Genomic DNA, 20,419 nt, shown 5'->3' on the forward strand with positions numbered 1-20,419 from the left:
CGCGAGTGTCAGGCGGAGCCGTTCACCACTCGACGGGCTTCACCAGCAGCCGGTGGGGGCGCAGGGTGATGCCCACGCGGGTGGCGGGGTCGGAGCCGCCGGTCTGCTCGAAGCGGTACTTCGCCGAGACCGCCGCGACGATCAGGCTCAGCTGGGTCATCGAGAAGTGATCGCTCGGGCACTTGCGGTTGCCGACGCTGAACGGGTTCATCGCGTACTTGGGCACGTCCTTGGCCCGCTCTGGCAGCCACCGGTCGGGGTCGAAGTCGAGGTGGCGTTCGTGGGAGCGGGCGTCGCGCTGGATGGCGTAGGGGCTGTAGATGATGTCCGCCCCCTCGGGGATGCGGTAGCCGCCCAGGTCGTTGTCGGCCATCGCGCGCCGCGTCAGTATCCAGACGGCGGGCCTGAGGCGCATGGCCTCGACGACGACGTTGTTGGTGTGGCCGAGCCGGCGGACGTGCTCGAAGGCGACCGGGCGGCCGCCGGTGACGGATTCGACCTCGGCGCGCACCTTCTCGGCGTGTTCCGGATGGTCGGCGAGAAGCTGGAGCAGCCACATGATCGTGGAGGCGATGGTTTCGCTGCCGGGGGTCAGTATCGCGACGACCTGATCGTGGATCTCCTGTTCTCCGATGGGGTCGCCATTGTCGTCCTTCGCCTCCAGCAATGCCGTCAGCAAATCGTCCGGCTTTTGACCGGATGCCCTCCGCTCGGCGACGATCTCGTCGACCAGCAGATGCAAATCGGCCAGTGCCCGGTTGAATTCGCGGTTGGCCGGGAACGGCAGCCGGTACAGCGGTCCGAGCGGGATCACCATACGGCGGTACATGCCGCGGAAGACAGTGGCGAGATCGATGCTGAGCCGTTCCGCGCGCTCGTCCATGTATTCACCGCGCAGCAGGCAGCGGGCGGCGATCCGCACGGCGACCCGGAACGACTCGGAGGTGCAGTCGACCGTCTCGCCGGGCCGCCAGCGCGTGGTGAGGGCGTGCGCCTCCTCCTCCATGACGGGGCCGTAGGCGGGAATGGCGTCCAGGCGGAACGCGGGCTGGATGGTGCGCCGCTGGCGGCGGTGCAGGGGGCCGTTGGCGGTCGCCACGCCCTCCTTGCCGAGCAGGCCCTCCAGGGACTCCCACAGCGGCCCGGCGATGTGGTAGTCCGGGCTGAGCGCGAGTGCGCCGGTGAGCTCCGGCGTGGTGACGGCGTACACCGTCTTGGGGCCCAGCCTGAGGCGTACGACGTCGCCGTGGTCGCGCAGCTGGGACATGAACGCGAGCGGGTCGCGCACGAGCTTCAGACCGTGCCCGAGGCCCGGGACGGCGCCGCCGGCGAGGGGCGGTTCGCGCAGTCCGGACACCTCACGCGTGTCGGGCCGTACGGAGTCGAGGGTCATTTCTCACCTGCCGCTTCGTTGCTGACGTACGGGGGTGTGGAGCGGTCGTCCCAGCTGTCGACCATGTACCGGCCGGACTCGTGGTGGAACCAGTAGACGGTGCTGAACCAGTTCCGCATATTGCCGACGCAGGCGCGCACGGCGGCGCCGAGTTCTTTTCCGTGCACGGTTCCGTCGGCGAGTTCGTCGGCGAAACGCAGGGCGTCCCGTTCGGCCTCGATGAATTCGGTGATGCATTCCTCCACGCGGCGGCGCACTTCTTCCACCGCTTCTTCGAGTGTCATCCGCTCGTGCGCGACGAGACTGATTCCGAGATTGTGGACCTCGTCCCCCGCTATTTCCTTGGGCAGTGAACAGAGGTCGTTGTACCAGGCGGCGAATTCCTGGCTCAGCAGGGCCGGACGGCGGAACGCGGGGTCTTTCCGTACGGCGTCCGGGAGCTGGAGGCCGGCGCTCGGCTCCAGCAGGTCCGTCCAGATCCAGTGGGCGAAGGTGAGGCGCCGCAGGGCGAGGTACTCCTCGACGCCGGGCACCCGGCCCTCGACGCGGTTGCGGAACTCGCGGTCGTAGGCCTCGATCACCGCGTGAAAGTGCCGGGCGAACCGGTGGTTCCAGGTGGACGGAAGGAACCCGTACAACCGGAGCACACTGTCGGCGAACCCTGCCACCAGGGCGTCCGGGTGGTGCAGATGGTGACCGGGTGAGTCGAGCGCCGCGTGCAGCCGGCGCCGCAGGCAGGCCCAGTCCTCGGTCCGGCCGTGGACGATGTCGCGGTCGTGGCGGTCGTCCCAGACGAAGAACCACGCGCTGTAGTCCGCGATGGCCTGCAGGACGTCGTCGGGGGCACCGACGTAGTACCCGGCCATGAGGTCCGTGTAGCGCAGGTCGTCGGCGTATTCACGCACCTTGTCCGCGGGCATGAGCCGTTTTTCCAGCAGCCACCGGCGCGTGTTCTCCTGGAGCTTCGGCCAATACGGGTGGAGCTGCCGGGGAAACACGTCCTCGATCACCGGGAGGGCGAGAGACGGCGGTACTGCCACCGTTGCCGACGATGTGGTGCCGTGTGCGAATGCGTGCACGAGCAGTCCCCTCTCAGCCGCCAGATGCGCACACCCCTCCGTGCCGTGCCGGGCGTGCGCCGTCGCGTATCCCCGCACTGCCCATTCAGCACCACAACTGACCGTTGTGGGAACGGATTTGCTTCATTCACCACCCCAAGATGCCGGAAATCATGTGGCGAACAGACGAACGACGCCCGGTCGGGGAAGGATCCCGACCGGGCGTCGTGGCTGCTCCGGTGCGTCCGCCGGGGTGCCGGCGGCCGTGTCAGTCGTTGGCGACGACGGGGTAGCGCGGTTCGTTCTCGGCCATCTGCCGCAGCGCGTCCTTGCGGTCACGCTTGGACAGGCGGTCGATGTACAGGTAGCCGTACAGGTGGTCCGTCTCGTGCTGCAAACACCGCGCGAAGTAGCCGGTGCCGCGGACCTTGACCGGGTTGCCCTTCTCGTCCTGGCCGGTCACCTCGGCGTAGTCGGGGCGCGCGAGCTGCGCGTACGCCGTCGGCACGGACAGGCAGCCCTCGTTGCTGTCGTCCAGGACGCGCCGGCCGGCGGGCAGCTCGACCAGCTCGGGGTTGCAGACCACGCCGACGTGCCGGACGCCGTCGTCGTCCATGCAGTCGTAGACGAAGACCTTCAGGTCCACGCCGATCTGGTTGGCGGCCAGGCCGACGCCCTCGGCGGTGCGCTGGCTGGCGAACATGTCCGCCACGAGCTGGTCCAGCTCCGCGCCGAACTCGGTGATGTCCTGGCACTCCTTGTGCAGGACGGGGTTGCCGACGACCGTGATCGGCCGCGAGGTCCCGCGCTCACGCCAGGCGTTCTCGCGCTCCTCGCAGTCCTGCGTGTCGACGACATAGCCCTCGTCGTCGACGGGGAGCACGCCCGTGTGCTGCTGATCGGTGTCCTGCTGAGCCATGACCGACGTACGCCTTCCTGCACTGAAACTCGGAGTGAATGCTGCTACAGGGTACGTGGACCACCCCCTCAGGGGCGCGGGAAAGAGTTTCAGGGGCGCGGGGAACCGTGCGACCGGCCACGAAGGACCCGCGTCCGCCCCACGGCCTCAGCCCGCGACCGCCGGAGCCGTCAGCACACCTCTTCGAGGTCCCGCCAGTCCCGCGAGTCCGGGCTGTCCGCGACCCACCCGTCCAGCAGCCCCCGCACCAGCGCGGCCGGCGCGGCCACCCCGCACTCCCGTTCCGGCACCCACAGCTGCCCGTCCGTCCGGTGCCCCAGCGGACCCGGATGACCGGGCTCGCTGTGGTCGTGCGGATCCAGGTGCACGCCCTCGCCCTCGTCGGACGGCATGCGTGACTCCGAGCACATCCGGCACAGCAGCCGTACCGAGGAGGACCAGTCCTCCGCGGCGAACCCGGCGTCGGCGGCGAGCTGCTCCAGCGCGTCCCGGTCCGCCTCGGTGGCCGCCTCCAGCAGGACCACCCAGGTGGGGACGGGCGAGGGCGCCCACAGCTCGATCTCGTCGAAGACCGGGTAGGAGTGCCCGGCGGACGTGGTGCGCTCGCCGTGCGGGACGCCGTCGTGCAGGACGACCTCGCCCCAGCGCCGGCCCGACGACGGCAGCGGGATGGACAGCACCTCGATGCGGGCCGGGTCCAGGCGCCGGCCCCAGACCACCTCGGCCTCGCCCTCCGGGGAGAGCCGTACGGCCGCGCTGCCCAGTTCCATGCCCCGCGGTTCCTCGGCGACGGTGGCACCGCCCGGCACCCGCAGCCCGTAGGCCTGCCAGGCGCGGCGGGCCAGCGGCCAGTCCTGGAGGGCGGTGGCGGCGATGCCGACGTTCCACCAGTCGGGAGCGCCGGTCTCCCGGTCGAGCAGGGCGACCGCGCGCAGTCCGGCGGCCCGGGCCTGCTCCCAGTCGTGCCGGAACTTGTGCAGGAGCGCGAGGTTGAACCAGGACTCCGACAGCCAGGGTTCCAGGTCGGCGGCCCGTGTCAGCAGCTCGCCCGCGTCCTCGTACCGGCCGTCACCGATGAGCGTGAACGCCCGGTCGGTGGCCTGCCGCCAGGAGGCGGAGGGCCGGTGCCGTCCCTTGCCGAAGATCCTCACGATTCCCGCCTGCCAGTTCCAGTTCCGCACAGTGGGCTGGCCTATGCCCCCTGACACCCTCTCCCTGGCATCCAACCACGTACGCCGGGAGGGCCGCTCATTACCCATGGGTTACCCAGCCATGGGCAGGGTAAGACAGTCCCGGTCCAGCACCCGGGCGAGGGCCTCCACGACCTCGGGGGCGTAGTCCGCGGCGGTGGCCAGCCGCAGTTCCGCCAGCGCCCTGAGCGGTCCTCCGGGGCCGGCGTCGCGGGTCTTCTCCTCGTACGCGTTCACGGCACGGACGATCCTCGCGGCGACCGGCTGCTCCCGGTATGGGTCCGCGAGGCGCTCCACGACCACGGCGACCGCCCCGTCCACCCCGGTCTGCCGTACGACGGCGCCGCCGAGCAGCGCGATGCGCCGCCGCTGCGGCTCGGGCAGATCCGCGGTCGCCCCAGCGGGGACCGGGTCGACCAGGCTGAGCCGGCCGATGTCGTGCATCAGCGCGGCGTACTCCAGGACGGTCAGTTCGGGTCCGGACAGGCCCAGATCCCGGCCGACGGCCGTGCTGAGGGCGGCGACGCGGTGGGCGTGCCCGGCGGGGGTGCAGCCGGCGATCTCGGTGGCCCGGGCGAGGGAGGTGATGGTCTGCCGGTAGGTGGCGCGGACCGCCGCACAGCGGCGCAGGGACAGCTGGGTGAGGAGCAGGGGCAGGCAGAACACCGGCAGCGCCCACATCCCGGCGACGGCGGCCGCGAGCGCCATCACGGCGCCGGTCGCGCACACCGCCGAGCCGATGCCGAGCAGTCCGCGCAGTTCCTCGCGCAGGAGCGGGCCGAAGGGCCAGCGGGTGCGGGAGCGGGCGAGGACGGCGGCGAGCACGGCGTCGCACAGGGCGGTGAGGACGAGCAGGGCGACGAGCAGCAGGGCGTGCACGGAGCCGTCCAGGGGCGTGAACACGTCCCGGCCGCACAGGGGTTGGAAGCAGACGGCGGCGAAGGCGACGGTGAGGACGCGCCGGGCGAGGTGGTCGAGGGTCGGGCTGCGGCCGTTCCAGATGTGCGGGACGCCCCCGAGCAGCGAGGCGGCGAGCACGACGGTGACGACCTGGGCGGCGTGGTGCCGGACGGGCTGTCCCGCGTCGGTGCCGAGCAGGGCGTACGCCAGGGCGCCCGCGGTGCCGAGCGGCGCGGCCTGCCGCACCTGGGCGTCGCTCCAGCGGCCCAGCTCGCCGGCGGCGACGATCAGCCCGAAGGCGAGTGCCACGCCCCGGTCGTCGAGACCGGTCCACAGGGTGGCGGCGAGGGAGACGGCCGCGACGAGGGCGGCGGAGCCGTGGACGAGCCGCTGGGCGGCCGGCGGCCGGTCCGGGCGCCGGTGGACGGTGTCCCGCCCGCGCGCGCTCACCGGTGGGCTCCCGCCGGACCGCCGGCCGGAGCCGGGGCGGGCACGCCGGGGGCCGGTTCGTCGGCGGTGACCGCCGGGTGCCAGCCGCAGCGGCGCAGGGCCCGGACGAGGGCGGCGACCATGCGGGGGTCGAACTGGGAACCGGCGCAGCGCTCCAGCTCGGTGAGGGCGGCCTCGACCGGGCGGGCCCTGCTGTAGCAGCGGGTGGAGGTCATCGCGTCGAAGGCGTCGGCGACGGCGACCACGCGCGCGGCCTCGGGGATGCGTTCGCCGGCCAGGCCGTAGGGGTAGCCGCTGCCGTCGAGCCGTTCGTGGTGGTGCAGGATCGCGGCGCGGGCCTCGCCGAGGAAGGAGATGCCGCGGACCATCTCGTGGCCGTACTCGGGGTGCAGTTCGATGATCCGGCGTTCCTCGGGGGTGAGGGGGCCGTCCTTGCGCAGCAGGCGGGTGGGGACGCCGAGTTTGCCGACGTCGTGCAGGATGCCGGCGAAGCGCAGCACCTCGACGCGCTCCTCGTCCAGGCCGAGTTCGCGGGCGATCAGCACGGAGGCGTGTCCGACGCGCTCGCTGTGGCCGCGGGTGTAGCCGTCCTTGATGTCGACGGCCTGCACCAGCGCGCGGATGGTGGCCTGGTGGGCGGCGCGTTCGCGGTGGTACTGCGCGAAGACCCAGCCCGAGACGCCCATCGGCAGCAGCACGAGCAGGGCGGCGACGGGGCCGTACGGGCTGCGCCACAGGACGGCCATCATCAGCCCGCCGAGCCCGTGGACGGCGACGGGCGCGAGGGAGCGGCAGAACAGGCCGCGCCAGGCCCGCCGCGCCGGCACCCCCGCGGCGGTCGCGAGGATGCCGCCGTCGAGGGCGGCGAGGACCAGGCAGAACGCCAGTACGGCCGCGCCGGCGGGGAGCAGGGCGTGCGGGAAGTCGGCGGTGGCGATGGAACGGGGGCCGCCGAGCGCCCCGTGCGTCCGGGAGGCGCCCCACGCGGCGAGCGAGGGCCGGGCGGCCCGCCAGACGCGGCGCAGGCGCGCCGGCTCGTGCTCGACGGGGACGAGCAGGGCGGCGGGCAGCGGGACGAGCGCGGCGGCGGCCGGGGACAGCAGGAACGCCCCGGCCAGCAGGACCGGATGGAAACCGGCGTCGGAGCGGCGGCGGACGGCGTACTCGCACAGCGCGTAGAGCACGGCGAGGAGGGCGACGGCCCACCAGGGGGTGCGCGTGAGCGGCACGCGCAGGACGCAGAGGGAGGCCGCCAGGGCGGCCGCGGCCACCCAGCCCCGCGCGCCCGCCGGAACGGCCTCCATCACGCCCCCTCCCCCGACCATGCCTGTCCAGGCTCGGAGCCTAGGGGCGGCTGTCGGGGGCGCGGGGCTTATGACCCGAGGATTAGCACGTTCGGGTGACGGTCCGTCCTCAGCCCTCCTGGGCGGCGGCGGTCACGTCGTGCTCGGGGACGGTCTGTCCCGAGCGGATCAGCTCGATGCGTCCCATCACCTTGGCGCGCAGGTCGGACGGCACGTCGTCATGACCGCAGCACCGCTTGACGAGCTTCTTCACGGCCTGCTCCAGGCCGTACTTCTCCAGGCACGGCGAGCATTCCTCGAAGTGGTGCTGGAACTTGTCGCGGTCGACGTCCGGCATCTCGCTGTCGAGGAACTCGTACAGGTGGTCGAGGACCTCACTGCAGTCCGTCTCGTGCGGCTCTCCGCAGCTCATGAGCCCGAGCCTTTCGCTTCGTTCGACTCTCCGGCGCCGGCGGGGACCAGACCGCGGTCGCGGGCGTAGTCCTCCAGCATGCCGCGCAGCTGGCGGCGGCCCCGGTGCAGCCGGGACATCACCGTACCGATGGGTGTCCCCATGATGTCCGCGATCTCCTTGTAGGCAAAGCCCTCTACGTCCGCGAGATAGACGGCGATGCGGAACTCCTCGGGGATCGCCTGCAGCGCTTCCTTCACGTCGGAGTCGGGCAGGTGGTCCAGCGCCTGCGACTCGGCGGAGCGCAGTCCGGTCGACATGTGCGACTCGGCACGGGCGAGCTGCCAGTCCTCGATCTCCTCGGCCGCGCTGCGCTGGGGTTCGCGCTGCTTCTTGCGGTACGAGTTGATGAACGTGTTGGTGAGGATCCGGTACAGCCAGGCCTTGAGGTTCGTGCCCTCGCGGAACTGGTGGAAGGACGCGTACGCCTTGGCGTAGGTCTCCTGCACCAGGTCCTCGGCGTCGGCCGGGTTGCGGGTCATGCGCAGTGCCGCCGAGTACATCTGGTCGAGGTACTCGAGCGCGTCCCGCTCGAAGCGCGCGCTGCGCTCGGCGGACGACTCCGTGCCCGTGCTCCGGCCCTCGGGCTGCTCCGCCTGGCCGTTGTCGGTCCCTGCGTCGGTACCGGTGACCGGACCCACCTCCTCAAGATCCCGGGCGGGACCGAGACCGGACCCACTCGTTTCGGAGGATAGAACACGACCCGTACCCGCCGCCGCTCGAATGGGTGCGGCCTTGGGTGCGCGCAGCACCGTCCAGTCCAGGTCAGCACGGCAGCTGCGGCTCGGACAAGCGGTCGAACCCATGCGGCGGACTTCCTCTCCCACGACGGCCGGGTGCGGGCGATCCAGCACTCCTGTCCGCCACAACAGTGGTCCGTCGCGCAACATTCCCCGGGGTCAGCCGAGTGAGGCGACCCACTTCGCGACGCCGTCGGTGAGGGTCTCCAGCGCCTGTTCCTGGGTCGTCGGGGCGCGCTTGGGCACGGCGAACCCGTGGTCGCCGCAGGCCACCTCGACCAGGTCGTACGCCCCCTCGGGGAACTCCTCGGGGCGGCCGAAGGGGTCGTTGCCGCCCTGCACGACCAGGGTGGGCACCCCGGTTCCGAGCAGTTCCGCCGCCCGGGTCCGCTCCGGCCTGCCGGGCGGGTGCAGCGGGAAGCTCAGCGCGAGCACGGCGTGCGCGCCCAGCTCGGCGGCGGTGCGGCAGGCGACGCGGGCGCCGGCGCTGCGGCCGCCGGAGACCACCGGCAGTCCGGGCCGGGCCAGCGCGGGCCAGATCCCGCGCCAGCCGGTGTCCAGGGTCCCGGGCGCGGGCGCGACCTTCCTGCCCGCGACGCGCCAGGGCTGCTCGACCAGGGCGACGCTCACGCCGCGCTCCGGCAGGACGCGGGCGAGTGCCTGGAGGTCCCGCGCCTCGACGCCGCCTCCGGCGCCGTGGCTCAGGGCCAGCACCAGGCGCGCGCCGTCGGCCTCGTGCCAGGTGATCCGGGCGGTGCCGGTGTCGGTCTCGATGGTCTCGCTCACGCCAGAAGGGTAGATCCCGGCCGGGTCGGAGAGCCGGACGCGGGGATCGCCGTCCACCGGACGCCGGGATCAGAAGAGGGTGGCCTCTTCCGGGGCCTCCAGTTCCGTCAGCAGCTCCGGGCCGTTGTTGCGGACGTTGCTGACGGCCGTGGAGACCGGGTAGGCACGCATCAGGCCCTCCGGCGGCGGGGCCAGCAGGTCGCGCAGGCCCTCGGGGTCGGTGCGGGCGGGGTCGAGCCAGGCGTCCCAGCGGTCCGGGGTGAGCATCAGCGGCATGCGCGGGTGGATGTCGGCGAGCGAGTGCGGGCCGTCGGCGGGGGCGACGGCCAGCGGGCCCTGCTCCGCCTCGGTGGTGATGACCGAGCAGGTCACCCACCAGGCCTGGGGGTGGTCGTCGGGCAGCGTGCGGTCGCGCCAGAACTCGTACAGCCCGGCCATCGCGAAGACCGAGCCGTCGGCCGGCAGCACGAAGTAGGGCTGCTTGCGGGGCCGCTTCTTCCTGCCCTCGACCTCCAGGTCCCGCTCGTCCTTCCCGGTGACCCACTCGTAGTAGCCGTCGGCGGGGATGACGCAGCGCCGGGCGGCGAAGGCCCGGCGGTAGGCGGGCTTCTCGTGCACGGTCTCGGCGCGCGCGTTGATCATCCGGGCGCCGCCCTCGGGCGTCTTGGACCAGGAGGGCACGAGGCCCCATTTCAGCTTGCGCAGCTGGCGAACCGGACGCGGGTCTTCCGCGTCTTTCACAGGACGGTCCAGGACCGCGTAGACCTCCTTGGTCGGAGCCACGTTGTAGTCGGGCTCCAGGCTCTCCTCGGGCTCCCACTTCTCGACCCCGAAGACTCCTGCGAGATCCTCGGGCCTACGACTGGCCGCATACCGTCCGCACATACGTGCCACAGTGCCAGATGGCAACGACCCGAGGGAGCCGACAGCCGAGATGGACAGCAGCAACGCCGCCGATCTGTGGGACCGGCTCACCGGCACCCAGCCCGACCCCGACCTGTGGGTGGTCCTCGTCACGCTGGGCGCCGCGCTCGCCGTGGTCGCCCCGCCCGCGCTGTGGCGCATATCCCGCAACGCCGTGACGATCGCGCACGAGGGCGGGCACGGCCTGGTGGCCCTGCTCACCGGACGGCAGCTCACGGGCATCCGCCTGCACTCCGACACCAGCGGCCTCACCGTCAGCCGGGGCAAGCCGTACGGCCTGGGCATGATCCTGACCGCCGCCGCGGGCTACACGGCCCCCTCGCTGCTGGGCCTCGGCGGCGCCGCGCTGCTGGCCGCCGGCCGCATCACCCTGCTGCTGTGGGTGGCGACGGCCCTGCTGGCGGTGATGCTGGTGATGATCCGCAACGCCTACGGCGTGCTGACCGTGGTGCTGACGGGCGGCGCCTTCCTGCTCGTGTCCTGGCTGGCGGGCCCCCAGGTGCAGGCGGCCTTCGCCTACGCGGTGGTGTGGTTCCTGCTCCTCGGCGGGGTGCGCCCGCCCTTCGAGCTCCAGGCCAAGCGGTCCCGCGGCAACGCCGGCGACTCGGACGCGGACCAGCTGTCCCGCCTCACGCACGTACCGGCGGGGCTGTGGCTGTTCCTGTTCCACGCGGTGTCGCTGTGCTCGCTGATCGGCGGGGGACGGTGGCTGCTGGAGTCGTGAGCTGACGCCCGTGCGGCGCCGGCGGGCGGTTCCGGTGCCCGCGAACCGCCTTTCCGCCCGTACGCGCGCAAAGCCCGTCCCGGCCCCTCCTTATAGAGTGGGCCCATGCCCGAATCCTCCGCCCTCTGGCCCGCTCCCCACGCCACCGCAGCAGTCGACGCGACGGTGCACGTACCCGGGTCCAAGTCGGTCACCAACCGCGCCCTCGTGCTCGCCGCGCTCGCCTCCGAGCCCGGCTGGCTGCGCCGCCCGCTGCGCTCGCGCGACACGCTGCTGATGGCCGGCGCCCTGCGCGCCATGGGTGTGGAGATCGAGGAGGGCGTCGGCCCCGACGGCACGGGCGAGGCCTGGCGCGTCCTGCCCACGGGCCTGCGCGGCCCCGCCACCGTGGACGTCGGCAACGCCGGCACGGTGATGCGTTTCCTGCCGCCGGTGGCCACGCTGGCCGACGGTCCGATCCGCTTCGACGGCGACCCGCGGTCGTACGAGCGCCCCCTGCACGGCGTGATCGACGCGCTGCGCGCGCTCGGCGCCCGGATCGACGACGACGGCCGCGGCGCGCTGCCGCTGACCGTGCACGGCGGCGGCGCCCTGGACGGCGGCGCGGTGTCGATCGACGCGTCCTCGTCCTCGCAGTTCGTCTCGGCGCTGCTGCTGTCCGCGCCGCGCTTCAACCAGGGCGTCGAGGTCCGGCACACGGGCGCGAGCCTGCCCTCCATGCCGCACATCCGGATGACGGTGGACATGCTGCGCGCGGTCGGCGCGCAGGTGGACACCCCCGAGTCGGGCGGCGAGCCGAACGTGTGGCGGGTGACGCCGGGCGCACTGCTCGGCCGCGACCTGACCATCGAGCCGGACCTGTCCAACGCCCAGCCGTTCCTGGCGGCGGCCCTGGTCACCGGCGGCAAGGTGATGATCCCGGACTGGCCGGCGCGGACCACCCAGCCGGGTGACCGGCTGCGGGAGATCTTCACCGAGATGGGCGGTTCCTGCGAACTGACCGAGTACGGCCTGGTGTTCACCGGCTCGGGCGCGATCCACGGCATCGACGTCGACCTGAGCGACGTCGGCGAGCTGACCCCCGGCATCGCCGCGGTCGCCGCGCTGGCCGACTCCCCCTCGACCCTGCGGGGCGTGGCGCATCTGCGGCTGCACGAGACGGACCGGCTGGCCGCGCTCACCAAGGAGATCAACGAGCTCGGCGGTGACGTCACCGAGACGGCCGACGGTCTGCACATCCGTCCGCGCGCGCTGCACGGCGGCATCTTCCACACCTACGAGGACCACCGCATGGCGACGGCCGGCGCGATCATCGGCCTGGCGGTCAAGGGCGTGCAGATCGAGAACGTGGGGACGACCGCGAAGACCCTGCCCGACTTCCCCGAGCTGTGGTCCGGGATGCTCGGGAACTGACGGGCGGACTGGAACCATGCGCCGCTACGGCAAGCACACCGACGAGGACGACATCCGGACCCGTCCCAACCGCAAGGGCAACCGGCCCCGGACGCACATCCGGCCCAAGCACGAGGACGCGGCGGAGGGCCTGGTCCTCACCGTCGACCGGGGCCGGCTGACCTGCCTGGTCGACGACCGCACGATCATGGCGATGAAGGCCCGCGAGCTGGGCCGCAAGGCGGCCGTGGTCGGCGACCGGGTGGCCCTCGTCGGTGATCTGTCCGGCAAGAAGGACACGCTCGCGCGGATCGTGCGGATCGAGGAGCGGTCCTCGCTGCTGCGCCGTACCGCCGACGACGACGACCCCTACGAGCGGGTCGTCGTCGCCAACGCCGACCAGCTCGCGATCGTCACCGCGCTCGCCGACCCCGAGCCGCGCCCGCGGCTGATCGACCGCTGCCTGGTCGCCGCCTTCGACGGCGGCCTGGAGCCGCTGCTGGTGATGACCAAGTCCGACCTGGCCTCCCCGGACAAGCTGCTGGAGCTGTACGGCCACCTGGACATCCCGTACGTGGTGACCAGCCGCGAGGAGCTGGAGAACGGCGACGCGGCGGACCGGGTGCTGGAGCACCTGGACGGCAAGGTCACCGCGTTCGTGGGCCACTCGGGCGTCGGCAAGACCACCCTGGTCAACGCGCTCGTGCCGGAGGACCGGCGGCGTACGACGGGACATGTGAACGCGGTGACGGGCCGCGGCCGGCACACCACCACCTCGGCGCTCGCGCTGCCGCTCGGCGACGGGGAGGGGTGGGTCATCGACACCCCCGGCGTGCGTTCCTTCGGGCTCGCGCACATCGACCCCTCCCGTGTGATCAACGCCTTCCCCGACCTGGTGGCGGGCACCGAGGGCTGCCCGCGCGCGTGCAGCCACGACGAGCAGGACTGCGCGCTGGACGCCTGGGTGGAGGAGGGCCACGCGGACCCCGCCCGGCTGTACTCCCTGCGCCGGCTGCTGGCGACCCGGGAGCGCCGCGAGGGCGACTGACCGTCGCGTGGTTTGCCGGGGTGCGAGTCAGGTAAGGGCATACTCGCACCGAGCCGGGATTACGGACCTGTGGGAGGACGGCACATGGCGTGGCTGCTGGTCATCGTGGCCGGGGTTCTGGAGACCGGCTTCGCCGTGTGCCTGAAGCTCTCGCACGGATTCACCCGGCTGTGGCCGACCATCGCCTTCGCCTGCTTCGCGCTCGGCAGCTTCGGCCTGCTGACGCTCGCCCTGAAGAAGCTCGACGTGGGCCCGGCCTACGCCGTGTGGACGGGCATCGGAGCGGCGGGCACCGCGATCTACGGAATGATCTTCCTCGGCGACCTGGTGTCCACCCTGAAGATCGTGTCCATCACCCTGGTCATCGTCGGGGTGATCGGCCTCCAGCTGTCGGGGTCCAGCCACTAGGGGGGCTCTTCGATCTTCGCGGACCCACGAAGATCGAAGAGACGCCCCCTAGGGGGGGCCGAGCAGCAGGTCACACCGGCTGCCGGTGCAGGGCGCTGTGCACCAGGGCCGCCATGCCGCCCTCCCCCGGCGGAGCCGCCACGCAGGAGACGGCGAGGCGGACCACCAGCTCGCAGGAGACGGCCAGCTCCGCGGCGTCACGGGGGGCCGCACCGGGACCGGCCAGCGCGGCGACGGCCCGGTCCCGCGCGATGCGCACGAAGTCCCCGGGCGACGGCAGCGGACCGTCCGCCCGCCGCTGCGCCGGGACCACCGCGGCGGAGGACGGCACCCCGGAGAGGGCGGGCGCGGGCAGGCGCTCGCTCCAGCAGCCGGTGACCATGGCCCGCACCAGCGCGTTGCCGCGGGCGGCGGAGGCCATCCACTCGGCGGTCGCGGTGAGCGCGTCGCGCGCGTCGGTGTGCGTGGCGAGGGCCCGCTCCACCCCGGCGAGGTAGCCGTCGGCCTCCCGGCGCACCAGCGCGCGGGCCAGGCCGTCCTTGCTGCCGAACTCGTTGTACAGGGTCTGCCGGGACACCCCGGCCGACGCTGCCACGTCCACCATCCGCACCGCGGACCACGGCAGGCGCGCGAGTGCCGTACGGGCGGCGTCCAGTAGCGATTCCCGGGCTGGGGGCATCTCCGCCTCCCTGGGGCGAGCGGCACTTCGCCCAGATTTGACGCGTACATCCGCGGTGTCAAGGGTGCGCGCACGAACACCGGCCGCGCGGAGCCCGCCCCTCCGCGCCCCTTGTGGCTTCGTACCGCCGAGGACGGATACGGTTCGTTCCATGCCGGACTACCTCGACGACCTCCGCCTCGCCCACGTCCTCGCGGACGCGGCCGACGCCGCGACCATGGACCGTTTCAAGGCCCTCGACCTGAAGGTGGAGACGAAGCCGGACATGACGCCGGTGAGCGAGGCGGACAAGGCGGCGGAGGAACTGATCCGCGGCCAGCTCCGGCGCGCCCGGCCGCGCGACGCGGTCCTCGGCGAGGAGTACGGCGTCGAGGGCACCGGCCCGCGCCGGTGGGTGATCGACCCGATCGACGGCACCAAGAACTACGTCCGGGGCGTGCCCGTCTGGGCGACCCTGATCTCCCTGACGGAGGCGGGCCAGGGCGGCTTCCAGCCCGTCGTCGGCCTCGTCTCCGCGCCCGCGCTGGGCCGCCGCTGGTGGGCCGCGAAGGGGCACGGCGCGTTCACCGGCCGCAGCCTGACCTCGGCGTCCCGTATCCACGTCTCCGGCGTCGGCGATCTCGCGGACGCCTCGTTCGCGTACTCCTCGCTCACCGGCTGGGAGGAGCAGGGCCGCCTGGGCGGTTTCCTGGACCTGACCCGCGAGGTGTGGCGCACGCGCGCGTACGGCGACTTCTGGTCGTACATGCTGGTCGCCGAGGGTGCGGTGGACATCTGCGCGGAGCCGGAGCTGTCGCTGTGGGACATGGCGGCCACCGCGGTGATCGTCACGGAGGCGGGCGGCACGTTCACCGGCCTCGACGGCCGGCCGGGCCCGCACAGCGGCAACGCGGCCGCGTCCAACGGCCTGCTGCACGACGAGCTGCTGGGGTATCTCGACCCGCGCCGGTGAGGCAGGGGAGACACTCACGCGCGCCGTCAACTGGCGTCGCGCGCCCCCTTGTTGACTCTCCCTTTACCTGCCACTCTGGAGTCTACCCCCGCTTGTGAACTTGTGCAGCGTCCACGGGTGCCGTCGGCACAGGGCGCGCACAGCACGCATTCCCGAGGAGGTGGCCCCACCCATGCTCGTCCGTGACGCCATGAGCACCGTGATCCTCACCGTCGGACCCGCCCACACCCTCCGTCAGGCAGCCGCCCTGATGTCCGCCCGCCGCGTCGGCGCCGCCGTGGTCCTGGACCCCGACGCCGGCGGCATCGGCATCCTGACCGAACGCGACGTCCTGAACTCCGTGGGCCTCGGCCAGAACCCGGACACGGAGACCGCCCACGCCCACACCACCACCGACGTCGTCTTCGCCGCCCCGGCCTGGACCCTGGAGGAGGCCGCCCGGGCCATGACCCACGGCGGCTTCCGTCACCTGGTCGTCCTCGACCGCGGCGAACCCGTGGGCATCGTCTCGGTCCGCGACATCATCCGCTGCTGGGTCCCGGCCCGGGAGCCCGCGGCGGCACTCTGAGCGCACGGCGGCGGGCCGGACCCCTGCCGCTCGACAGGGGTCCGGCCCGCGGTCCGGTGACGCCGGCGCGGTTCAGCCGCGCAGCGCCCGTACGGCCTCGGCGAGCCGCTTGCCGAAGCCGGCGTCCGCGGCGCGGAAGTTGCCGATCGCGCGTTCGGCGATGTCGTCGCGCGACACCTTGGCGATGAAGCCGGCCAGGTTGCCGATCAGGCGGTCCCGCTCGTCCTCGGACATCAGCCGGTACAGGTCTCCGGCCTGGACGAAGTCGTCGTCCTCGGCGTGGACCGGCACCGGGTGGTTGCCGGTGCCGCCCGCGAGGCCGTCGTACGGCTGCCACAGCGGCCGCCCGGTCTGCTCGGGGCCGCCGAAGCTGTTCGGCTCGTAGTTCTTCGCTCCCTTGTGGCGGCCGTCGTACAGGAAGCCGTCGCGGGAGTGGGTGCGTGCCTCGGTGGCGTGCGGGCGGTTCACCGGCAGCTGTCCGGCGTTGATCCCGACGCGGTAGCGGTGGGCGTCGCCGTAGGCGAAGAGGCGGCCCTGGAGCATCTTGTCGGGCGAGGGGCCGATGCCCGGCACGAAGTGCGCGGGGCTGAAGGCCGACTGCTCGACCTCGGCGAAGACGTTCTCCGGGTTGCGGTTCAGCTCCAGGCGGCCGATCTCGACCGGCGGGTAGTCCGCGTGCGGCCACACCTTGGTGAGGTCGAACGGGTTGAAGCGGTACGCCGCCGCGTCCGCCGCCGGCATGATCTGCACCTGCACGGTCCAGGACGGGAAGTCGCCGTGCTCGATGGATTCGCGCAGGTCGCGCTGGTGGGAGTCGGGGTCCTGGCCGGCGAGCCGCTCGGCCTCGGCGGCGGTGAGGTTCCTGATGCCCTGGTCGGTCTTGAAGTGGTACTTGACCCAGAAGACCTCGCCGGCCTCGTTGCTCCACTGGTAGGTGTGCGAGCCGTACCCGTTCATGTGGCGGTAGGACGCGGGGATGCCGCGGTCGCCGAACAGCCAGGTCACCTGGTGGGTGGACTCCGGCGACAGCCCCCAGAAGTCCCACACGTTGTCCGCCTCCTGGCTGCCCGTGTACGGGTCGCGCTTCTGGGTGTGGATGAAGTCGGGGAACTTGATCGCGTCCCGGATGAAGAACACCGGGGTGTTGTTGCCGACGAGGTCGTAGTTGCCCTCCTCGGTGTAGAACTTCAGCGCCCAGCCGCGCGGGTCACGCACCGCGTCCGCGGAGCCCAGGTTGCCCGCGACGGTCGAGAAGCGCAGGAACGTCTCGGTCTGCTTGCCCACCTCGGAGAGGAACGCCGCGCGCGTGTACGGGGTGACGTCGGCGGTCACCGTGAAGGTGCCGTAGGCCCCGGCGCCGCGGGCGTGCACCACGCGCTCCGGGATGCGCTCCCGGTTGAAGTGGGCGAGCTTCTCCAGCAGCAGCTGGTCCTGGACGAGGACGGGGCCGCCGACGCCCGCGGTCTCGCTGTTCTGGTTGTCGGCGACCGGAGCCCCGGCCTCCGTGGTGAGCGGTCCCTGCGTCACGTGCGCCTCCTGCGTCATTGCCGACCAGCCCGGCTGGTCCTGATCATTGGCCAAAGCCGAACCCGATCCTACATTGGACTTAATCCAAGTCAACTTGCCATCCAAAGTCACACTCGTTCGGAACCTGGCCCCGCGGCTGTTACGCTGATGGCTATGAGCGACCTTCTGGAACGGCTGCGTGGACGCGGATGGCGCATGACCGCGCAGCGACGCGTCGTGGCCGAGGTTCTCGACGGTGAACACGTCCACCTGACGGCCGACGAGGTGCACGCGCGTGCCGTGGTGCGGCTGCCGGAGATCTCCCGGGCGACGGTCTACAACACGCTGGGCGAGCTGGTCTCCCTCGGCGAGGTGATCGAGGTCAGCACGGACCGGCGCGCCAAGCGGTACGACCCGAACGCGCACCGGCCGCACCACCACCTGGTCTGCGCCCGCTGCGGCGCGATCCGCGACGTGCACCCGGGCGGCAACCCGCTCGCCGACCTTCCCGACAGCGAGCGCTTCGGGTTCCAGGTCTCGGACGTCGAGGTGACCTACCGCGGCCTGTGCCCGGACTGCGCGGGCGCGTGACGGTGCGCGAGGGCCCGCGCGGCCGAGCGCGGGAATGAGGGAGAGGGGGCCACGGGCCCCCTCTTTTTTCGTATCCGCGCAGCGAGCCGCGCACCGGTTTCGCACCCCCGTAACGAGCCGCGCTCCGGCCCCGGCGCGTCCGCGCCCGGAAACGACCGAGGGCCGGAATCCATTTCTGGATTCCGGCCCTCGGGCTTCAGTAGCGGGGACAGGATTTGAACCTGCGACCTCTGGGTTATGAGCCCAGCGAGCTACCGAGCTGCTCCACCCCGCGTCGGTGAACCTGACATTACGCGAGGGACGCCCGGGGAAGCAAATCGCCCGGGTGTCGCGTGACCGCGCTCACGCCGAGAGCTCTTCCCGCAGCGCGTCGCGCAGCCGTCCGGCCCGTTCGGCGACCTCAGCGGGCCCGAGCTCCACCGCCCGGTCGGCCCACTTCTGCCCCTCGTCCAGTTCGCCGCGGCGCGCGTAGACGAGGGCCAGCCGCAGCGCCGCCCGTCCGTGGCCCGCGTCGGCGGCCCGGGTCCACCACACCGCCGCCTCGGGCTCGCTGCCCTCGCGGGCCAGCAGCAGCCCCAGGTTGAAAGCCCCGTTGCGCGAGCCGGCCTCCGCGGCCGTGCGGTACCAGCGGGCCGCCTCGACCACGTCGCCCCGGGCCGCCGCGAGCATGCCCACGCGTACCTGGGCGCGCCGGTGGCCCTGGGTGGCGGCCCGCTCGTACCACTCCTCGCACTCGGTCTTCTCGTGGACGCTCTCCCCCAGCTCGTGCGCGGGCTCCGGGGGCCTGCGCGCGTCCAGCACGGTGGCGAGCCGGTACGCGGCCTCCGGGCTGCCGCCGCCCGCCGCGCAGCGCAGGTGCCGCTCGGCCTCCTGCTCGTCGCCGTCGCGCAGCCGGGCGATGCCGACCTGGAGCGCCGCCTCGGTGTGTCCGGCGGCGGCGGCCCGCTCGTACCAGCGCAGGGCGATCCGGGTGTCCACCAGGGTGCCCTTGCCCGCGTGCAGGATGCCGAGGTTGAACGCGGCGTCCACGCTGCCGGCCTCGGCGGCCTTGGAGAACCACGGCTCGGCCCCGCTCGTGTCCCCGCCCTGGAGCAGCAGGATGGCCAGCGCGTTCGCCGCCTCCCGGTGCCCCGCGTAGGCGGCGCGCCGGTACCACTGCTCGGCCTGCGCGGTCCTGCCCTGCTCGGCGCAGAGCAGGCCGAGGTTGTAGGCCCCGTTGTCGTCACCGGCGTCCAGCGCGGCCCGGTACCAGCGCTCGGCGGTCTGCGTCTCGCCGCGCTCGGCGTGCAGCGCGCCGAGCGCGTTGGCCGCGTTGCCGTCGCCGTCCTGGGCGGCGCGCAGCCACCACACGGCCGCGCTCTCGGTGTCACCGGCGTCGCGCAGCAGGAAGCCGAGGGCGCAGGCGGCCCGCGCCTCGCCGTCCTTGGCGGAGGTCAGATACCAGCGGCCGGCCTCCTTCAGCTCGCCGCGCTTCTCCAGGATCGCGCCGAGGTGCAGGGCGGCCCGCTGGTGGCCGCGCGCGGCGGCCTGGCGGTACCACTGCTCGGCCTCCTCGACAGCGTTGTCGGGCGCGGAGCCGTCCTCGTGCGTGCCCCTGCGGTCGAGCGCACGGGCCAGCCGGTAGGAGGCCTCGCGGTGCCCGCGCTCGGCGGCGACGCGCATCCAGTGTTCGGCGGAACTGTCCCCGCGGTGCTCCAGCAGGTCGGCGAGGGCGTACGCGCCCAGGACGTGGCCCTGCTCGGCGGACTGGCGCAGCCAGTACTCGGCGGCGGGTTCGTCGCCGCGCTCACGGTGGTGGCGGCCGAGCGCGTGGGCCGCGGCCGCGGAGCCTGCGACGGCGGCGATCCGCCACCAGCCGGCCGCCTCGTCGGGGTAGCCGCGCTGGTGCAGCAGGACACCCAGGTTGTTGGCGGCGGCCCGGTCACCGGCCGCGGTCGCCGCTCTCAGCAGGGGTTCGGCGCCGTCGAGATCGCCGCGGCGCAGCAGTCTGGCACCGAGGACGCTCGACGCCCCCGCGTCGCCGGTCTCGGCCGCGAACCGCAGCCGTACGTCCTCCGCGGCTTCCCCTGTTTCGTCGCGGGACGGCTCCTCGCCGGCAGGTTGCTCAAATCGCCCCGTCCCGAACAGAGTTGCCTTGTCCCCCATAACGTCCATCGTCGCACCACCTGCAACCTGGGTACACCCGGTGTACCGCAGCCCGTGAGGTCACTTCAGCGTTTTGTCGACATGCCCACAGAACGACAAGTCAAACACACTTCCCCCAACTCCCCACGGCGGCGCGGCCGTCACTCCTCCCTGCACATGAGTTCGCACACCACGAAGGCCCGGATCCCTTGAGGATCCGGGCCTTCGTTCGCAGTAGCGGGGACAGGATTTGAACCTGCGACCTCTGGGTTATGAGCCCAGCGAGCTACCGAGCTGCTCCACCCCGCGCCG

General features: G+C 72.6%; 20 protein-coding genes and 2 tRNA genes. 7 read left to right on the forward strand and 15 right to left on the reverse strand.

The genetic code is table 11. The annotated features are described in order from the left end of the window. Window positions 1-22: 22 nt before the first annotated feature. The 10 genes from ACIPRD_RS02245 to ACIPRD_RS02290 all read right to left on the reverse strand — a co-directional run bounded on the left by ACIPRD_RS02245 (window position 23) and on the right by ACIPRD_RS02290 (window position 10,076). Window positions 23-1,393: a cytochrome P450 gene (locus tag ACIPRD_RS02245; protein WP_356405594.1), complete on the reverse strand. Its 1,371-nt coding sequence runs from the start codon at window positions 1,391-1,393 to the stop codon at window positions 23-25. Then, window positions 1,390-2,472, reverse strand: a complete 1,083-nt coding sequence (gene cyc1, locus ACIPRD_RS02250; protein WP_401559191.1) for an epi-isozizaene synthase — start codon at window positions 2,470-2,472, stop codon at window positions 1,390-1,392. Before cyc1 ends, ACIPRD_RS02245 begins: the two co-directional genes overlap by 4 nt. Window positions 2,473-2,719: 247 nt before the next feature. Next, the gene (gene def / locus ACIPRD_RS02255) at window positions 2,720-3,370 is read right to left on the reverse strand and encodes a peptide deformylase (protein ID WP_401559194.1); all 651 of its coding nucleotides are present in this window, start codon (window positions 3,368-3,370) and stop codon (window positions 2,720-2,722) included. A gap of 170 nt (window positions 3,371-3,540) precedes the next feature. Continuing rightward, window positions 3,541-4,521 carry a hypothetical protein gene (locus ACIPRD_RS02260; protein WP_356405724.1) on the reverse strand — a complete coding sequence of 327 codons (981 nt, stop codon included), beginning with the start codon at window positions 4,519-4,521 and terminating at the stop codon, window positions 3,541-3,543. 111 nt (window positions 4,522-4,632) lie between these two features. Beyond that, window positions 4,633-5,910 (reverse strand): HD-GYP domain-containing protein, encoded by a 1,278-nt coding sequence (locus ACIPRD_RS02265; RefSeq protein ID WP_401559196.1) that lies wholly within the window; start codon window positions 5,908-5,910, stop codon window positions 4,633-4,635. Beyond that, window positions 5,907-7,214, reverse strand: a complete 1,308-nt coding sequence (locus tag ACIPRD_RS02270) for an HD-GYP domain-containing protein (protein ID WP_401559199.1) — start codon at window positions 7,212-7,214, stop codon at window positions 5,907-5,909. The genes ACIPRD_RS02265 and ACIPRD_RS02270 overlap by 4 nt, the downstream gene beginning before the upstream one ends. 109 nt (window positions 7,215-7,323) lie before the next feature. Further along, window positions 7,324-7,626 carry a mycothiol system anti-sigma-R factor gene (rsrA, locus tag ACIPRD_RS02275; RefSeq protein WP_356405604.1) on the reverse strand — a complete coding sequence of 101 codons (303 nt, stop codon included), beginning with the start codon at window positions 7,624-7,626 and terminating at the stop codon, window positions 7,324-7,326. Next, the gene (gene sigR, locus ACIPRD_RS02280; protein ID WP_356405606.1) at window positions 7,623-8,306 is read right to left on the reverse strand and encodes an RNA polymerase sigma factor SigR; all 684 of its coding nucleotides are present in this window, start codon (window positions 8,304-8,306) and stop codon (window positions 7,623-7,625) included. The genes rsrA and sigR overlap by 4 nt, the downstream gene beginning before the upstream one ends. Before the next feature lie 258 nt (window positions 8,307-8,564). Then, entirely contained in the window at window positions 8,565-9,191 is a 627-nt protein-coding gene (locus ACIPRD_RS02285; RefSeq protein ID WP_401559204.1) for an alpha/beta family hydrolase, read from the reverse strand. A gap of 69 nt (window positions 9,192-9,260) precedes the next feature. After that, window positions 9,261-10,076, reverse strand: coding sequence for an SOS response-associated peptidase (locus ACIPRD_RS02290; protein WP_401559206.1), 816 nt, complete (start codon window positions 10,074-10,076; stop codon window positions 9,261-9,263). 49 nt (window positions 10,077-10,125) lie between these two features. Here ACIPRD_RS02290 and ACIPRD_RS02295 point away from each other — a divergent pair, with 49 nt between their 5' ends. From ACIPRD_RS02295 to ACIPRD_RS02310, 4 genes are all read left to right on the forward strand, one after another. Then, window positions 10,126-10,839 (forward strand): M50 family metallopeptidase, encoded by a 714-nt coding sequence (locus ACIPRD_RS02295; RefSeq protein ID WP_356405612.1) that lies wholly within the window; start codon window positions 10,126-10,128, stop codon window positions 10,837-10,839. Between the two features lie 105 nt (window positions 10,840-10,944). Next, on the forward strand, window positions 10,945-12,252 hold the full coding sequence (gene aroA / locus ACIPRD_RS02300; protein ID WP_356405614.1) for a 3-phosphoshikimate 1-carboxyvinyltransferase: 1,308 nt from the start codon (window positions 10,945-10,947) through the stop codon (window positions 12,250-12,252). A 16-nt stretch (window positions 12,253-12,268) separates the two neighbouring features. After that, the gene (gene rsgA, locus ACIPRD_RS02305; RefSeq protein ID WP_356405616.1) at window positions 12,269-13,279 is read left to right on the forward strand and encodes a ribosome small subunit-dependent GTPase A; all 1,011 of its coding nucleotides are present in this window, start codon (window positions 12,269-12,271) and stop codon (window positions 13,277-13,279) included. An 84-nt stretch (window positions 13,280-13,363) separates the two neighbouring features. Further along, window positions 13,364-13,687 carry a multidrug efflux SMR transporter gene (locus tag ACIPRD_RS02310; RefSeq protein WP_356405619.1) on the forward strand — a complete coding sequence of 108 codons (324 nt, stop codon included), beginning with the start codon at window positions 13,364-13,366 and terminating at the stop codon, window positions 13,685-13,687. 70 nt (window positions 13,688-13,757) lie between these two features. Here ACIPRD_RS02310 and ACIPRD_RS02315 read toward each other — a convergent pair whose 3' ends face one another. Further along, the gene (locus ACIPRD_RS02315) at window positions 13,758-14,366 is read right to left on the reverse strand and encodes a TetR/AcrR family transcriptional regulator (RefSeq protein ID WP_356405621.1); all 609 of its coding nucleotides are present in this window, start codon (window positions 14,364-14,366) and stop codon (window positions 13,758-13,760) included. Between the two features lie 151 nt (window positions 14,367-14,517). Between ACIPRD_RS02315 and hisN the strand changes: the two genes are divergently transcribed. Beyond that, complete coding sequence (gene hisN / locus ACIPRD_RS02320) at window positions 14,518-15,318, forward strand: histidinol-phosphatase (protein ID WP_356405623.1); 801 nt, start codon at window positions 14,518-14,520, stop codon at window positions 15,316-15,318. A 172-nt stretch (window positions 15,319-15,490) separates the two neighbouring features. Then, window positions 15,491-15,886 (forward strand): CBS domain-containing protein, encoded by a 396-nt coding sequence (locus ACIPRD_RS02325; protein WP_356405625.1) that lies wholly within the window; start codon window positions 15,491-15,493, stop codon window positions 15,884-15,886. 72 nt (window positions 15,887-15,958) lie between these two features. Here the strand turns inward: ACIPRD_RS02325 and ACIPRD_RS02330 are convergent, their stop codons facing one another. Then, window positions 15,959-17,413 (reverse strand): catalase, encoded by a 1,455-nt coding sequence (locus ACIPRD_RS02330; RefSeq protein WP_401559212.1) that lies wholly within the window; start codon window positions 17,411-17,413, stop codon window positions 15,959-15,961. 153 nt (window positions 17,414-17,566) lie between these two features. On the opposite strand from ACIPRD_RS02330, the gene ACIPRD_RS02335 reads away from it, so the two are divergent. Next, window positions 17,567-17,983, forward strand: coding sequence for a Fur family transcriptional regulator (locus ACIPRD_RS02335; protein WP_356405627.1), 417 nt, complete (start codon window positions 17,567-17,569; stop codon window positions 17,981-17,983). Window positions 17,984-18,183: 200 nt separating this feature from the next. Here ACIPRD_RS02335 and ACIPRD_RS02340 read toward each other — a convergent pair. From ACIPRD_RS02340 to ACIPRD_RS02350, 3 genes are all read right to left on the reverse strand, one after another. Beyond that, window positions 18,184-18,257: transfer RNA gene (locus ACIPRD_RS02340), tRNA-Met, on the reverse strand. Window positions 18,258-18,325: 68 nt separating this feature from the next. Continuing rightward, window positions 18,326-20,137, reverse strand: a complete 1,812-nt coding sequence (locus ACIPRD_RS02345; RefSeq protein WP_356405629.1) for a tetratricopeptide repeat protein — start codon at window positions 20,135-20,137, stop codon at window positions 18,326-18,328. Between the two features lie 205 nt (window positions 20,138-20,342). Beyond that, window positions 20,343-20,416 (reverse strand) — tRNA-Met (locus tag ACIPRD_RS02350). Window positions 20,417-20,419 lie beyond the last annotated feature (3 nt).

It is taken from the genome of Streptomyces sp. NPDC090108 (assembly GCF_044747185.1).
Taxonomy (GTDB): Bacteria; Actinomycetota; Actinomycetes; order Streptomycetales; family Streptomycetaceae; genus Streptomyces.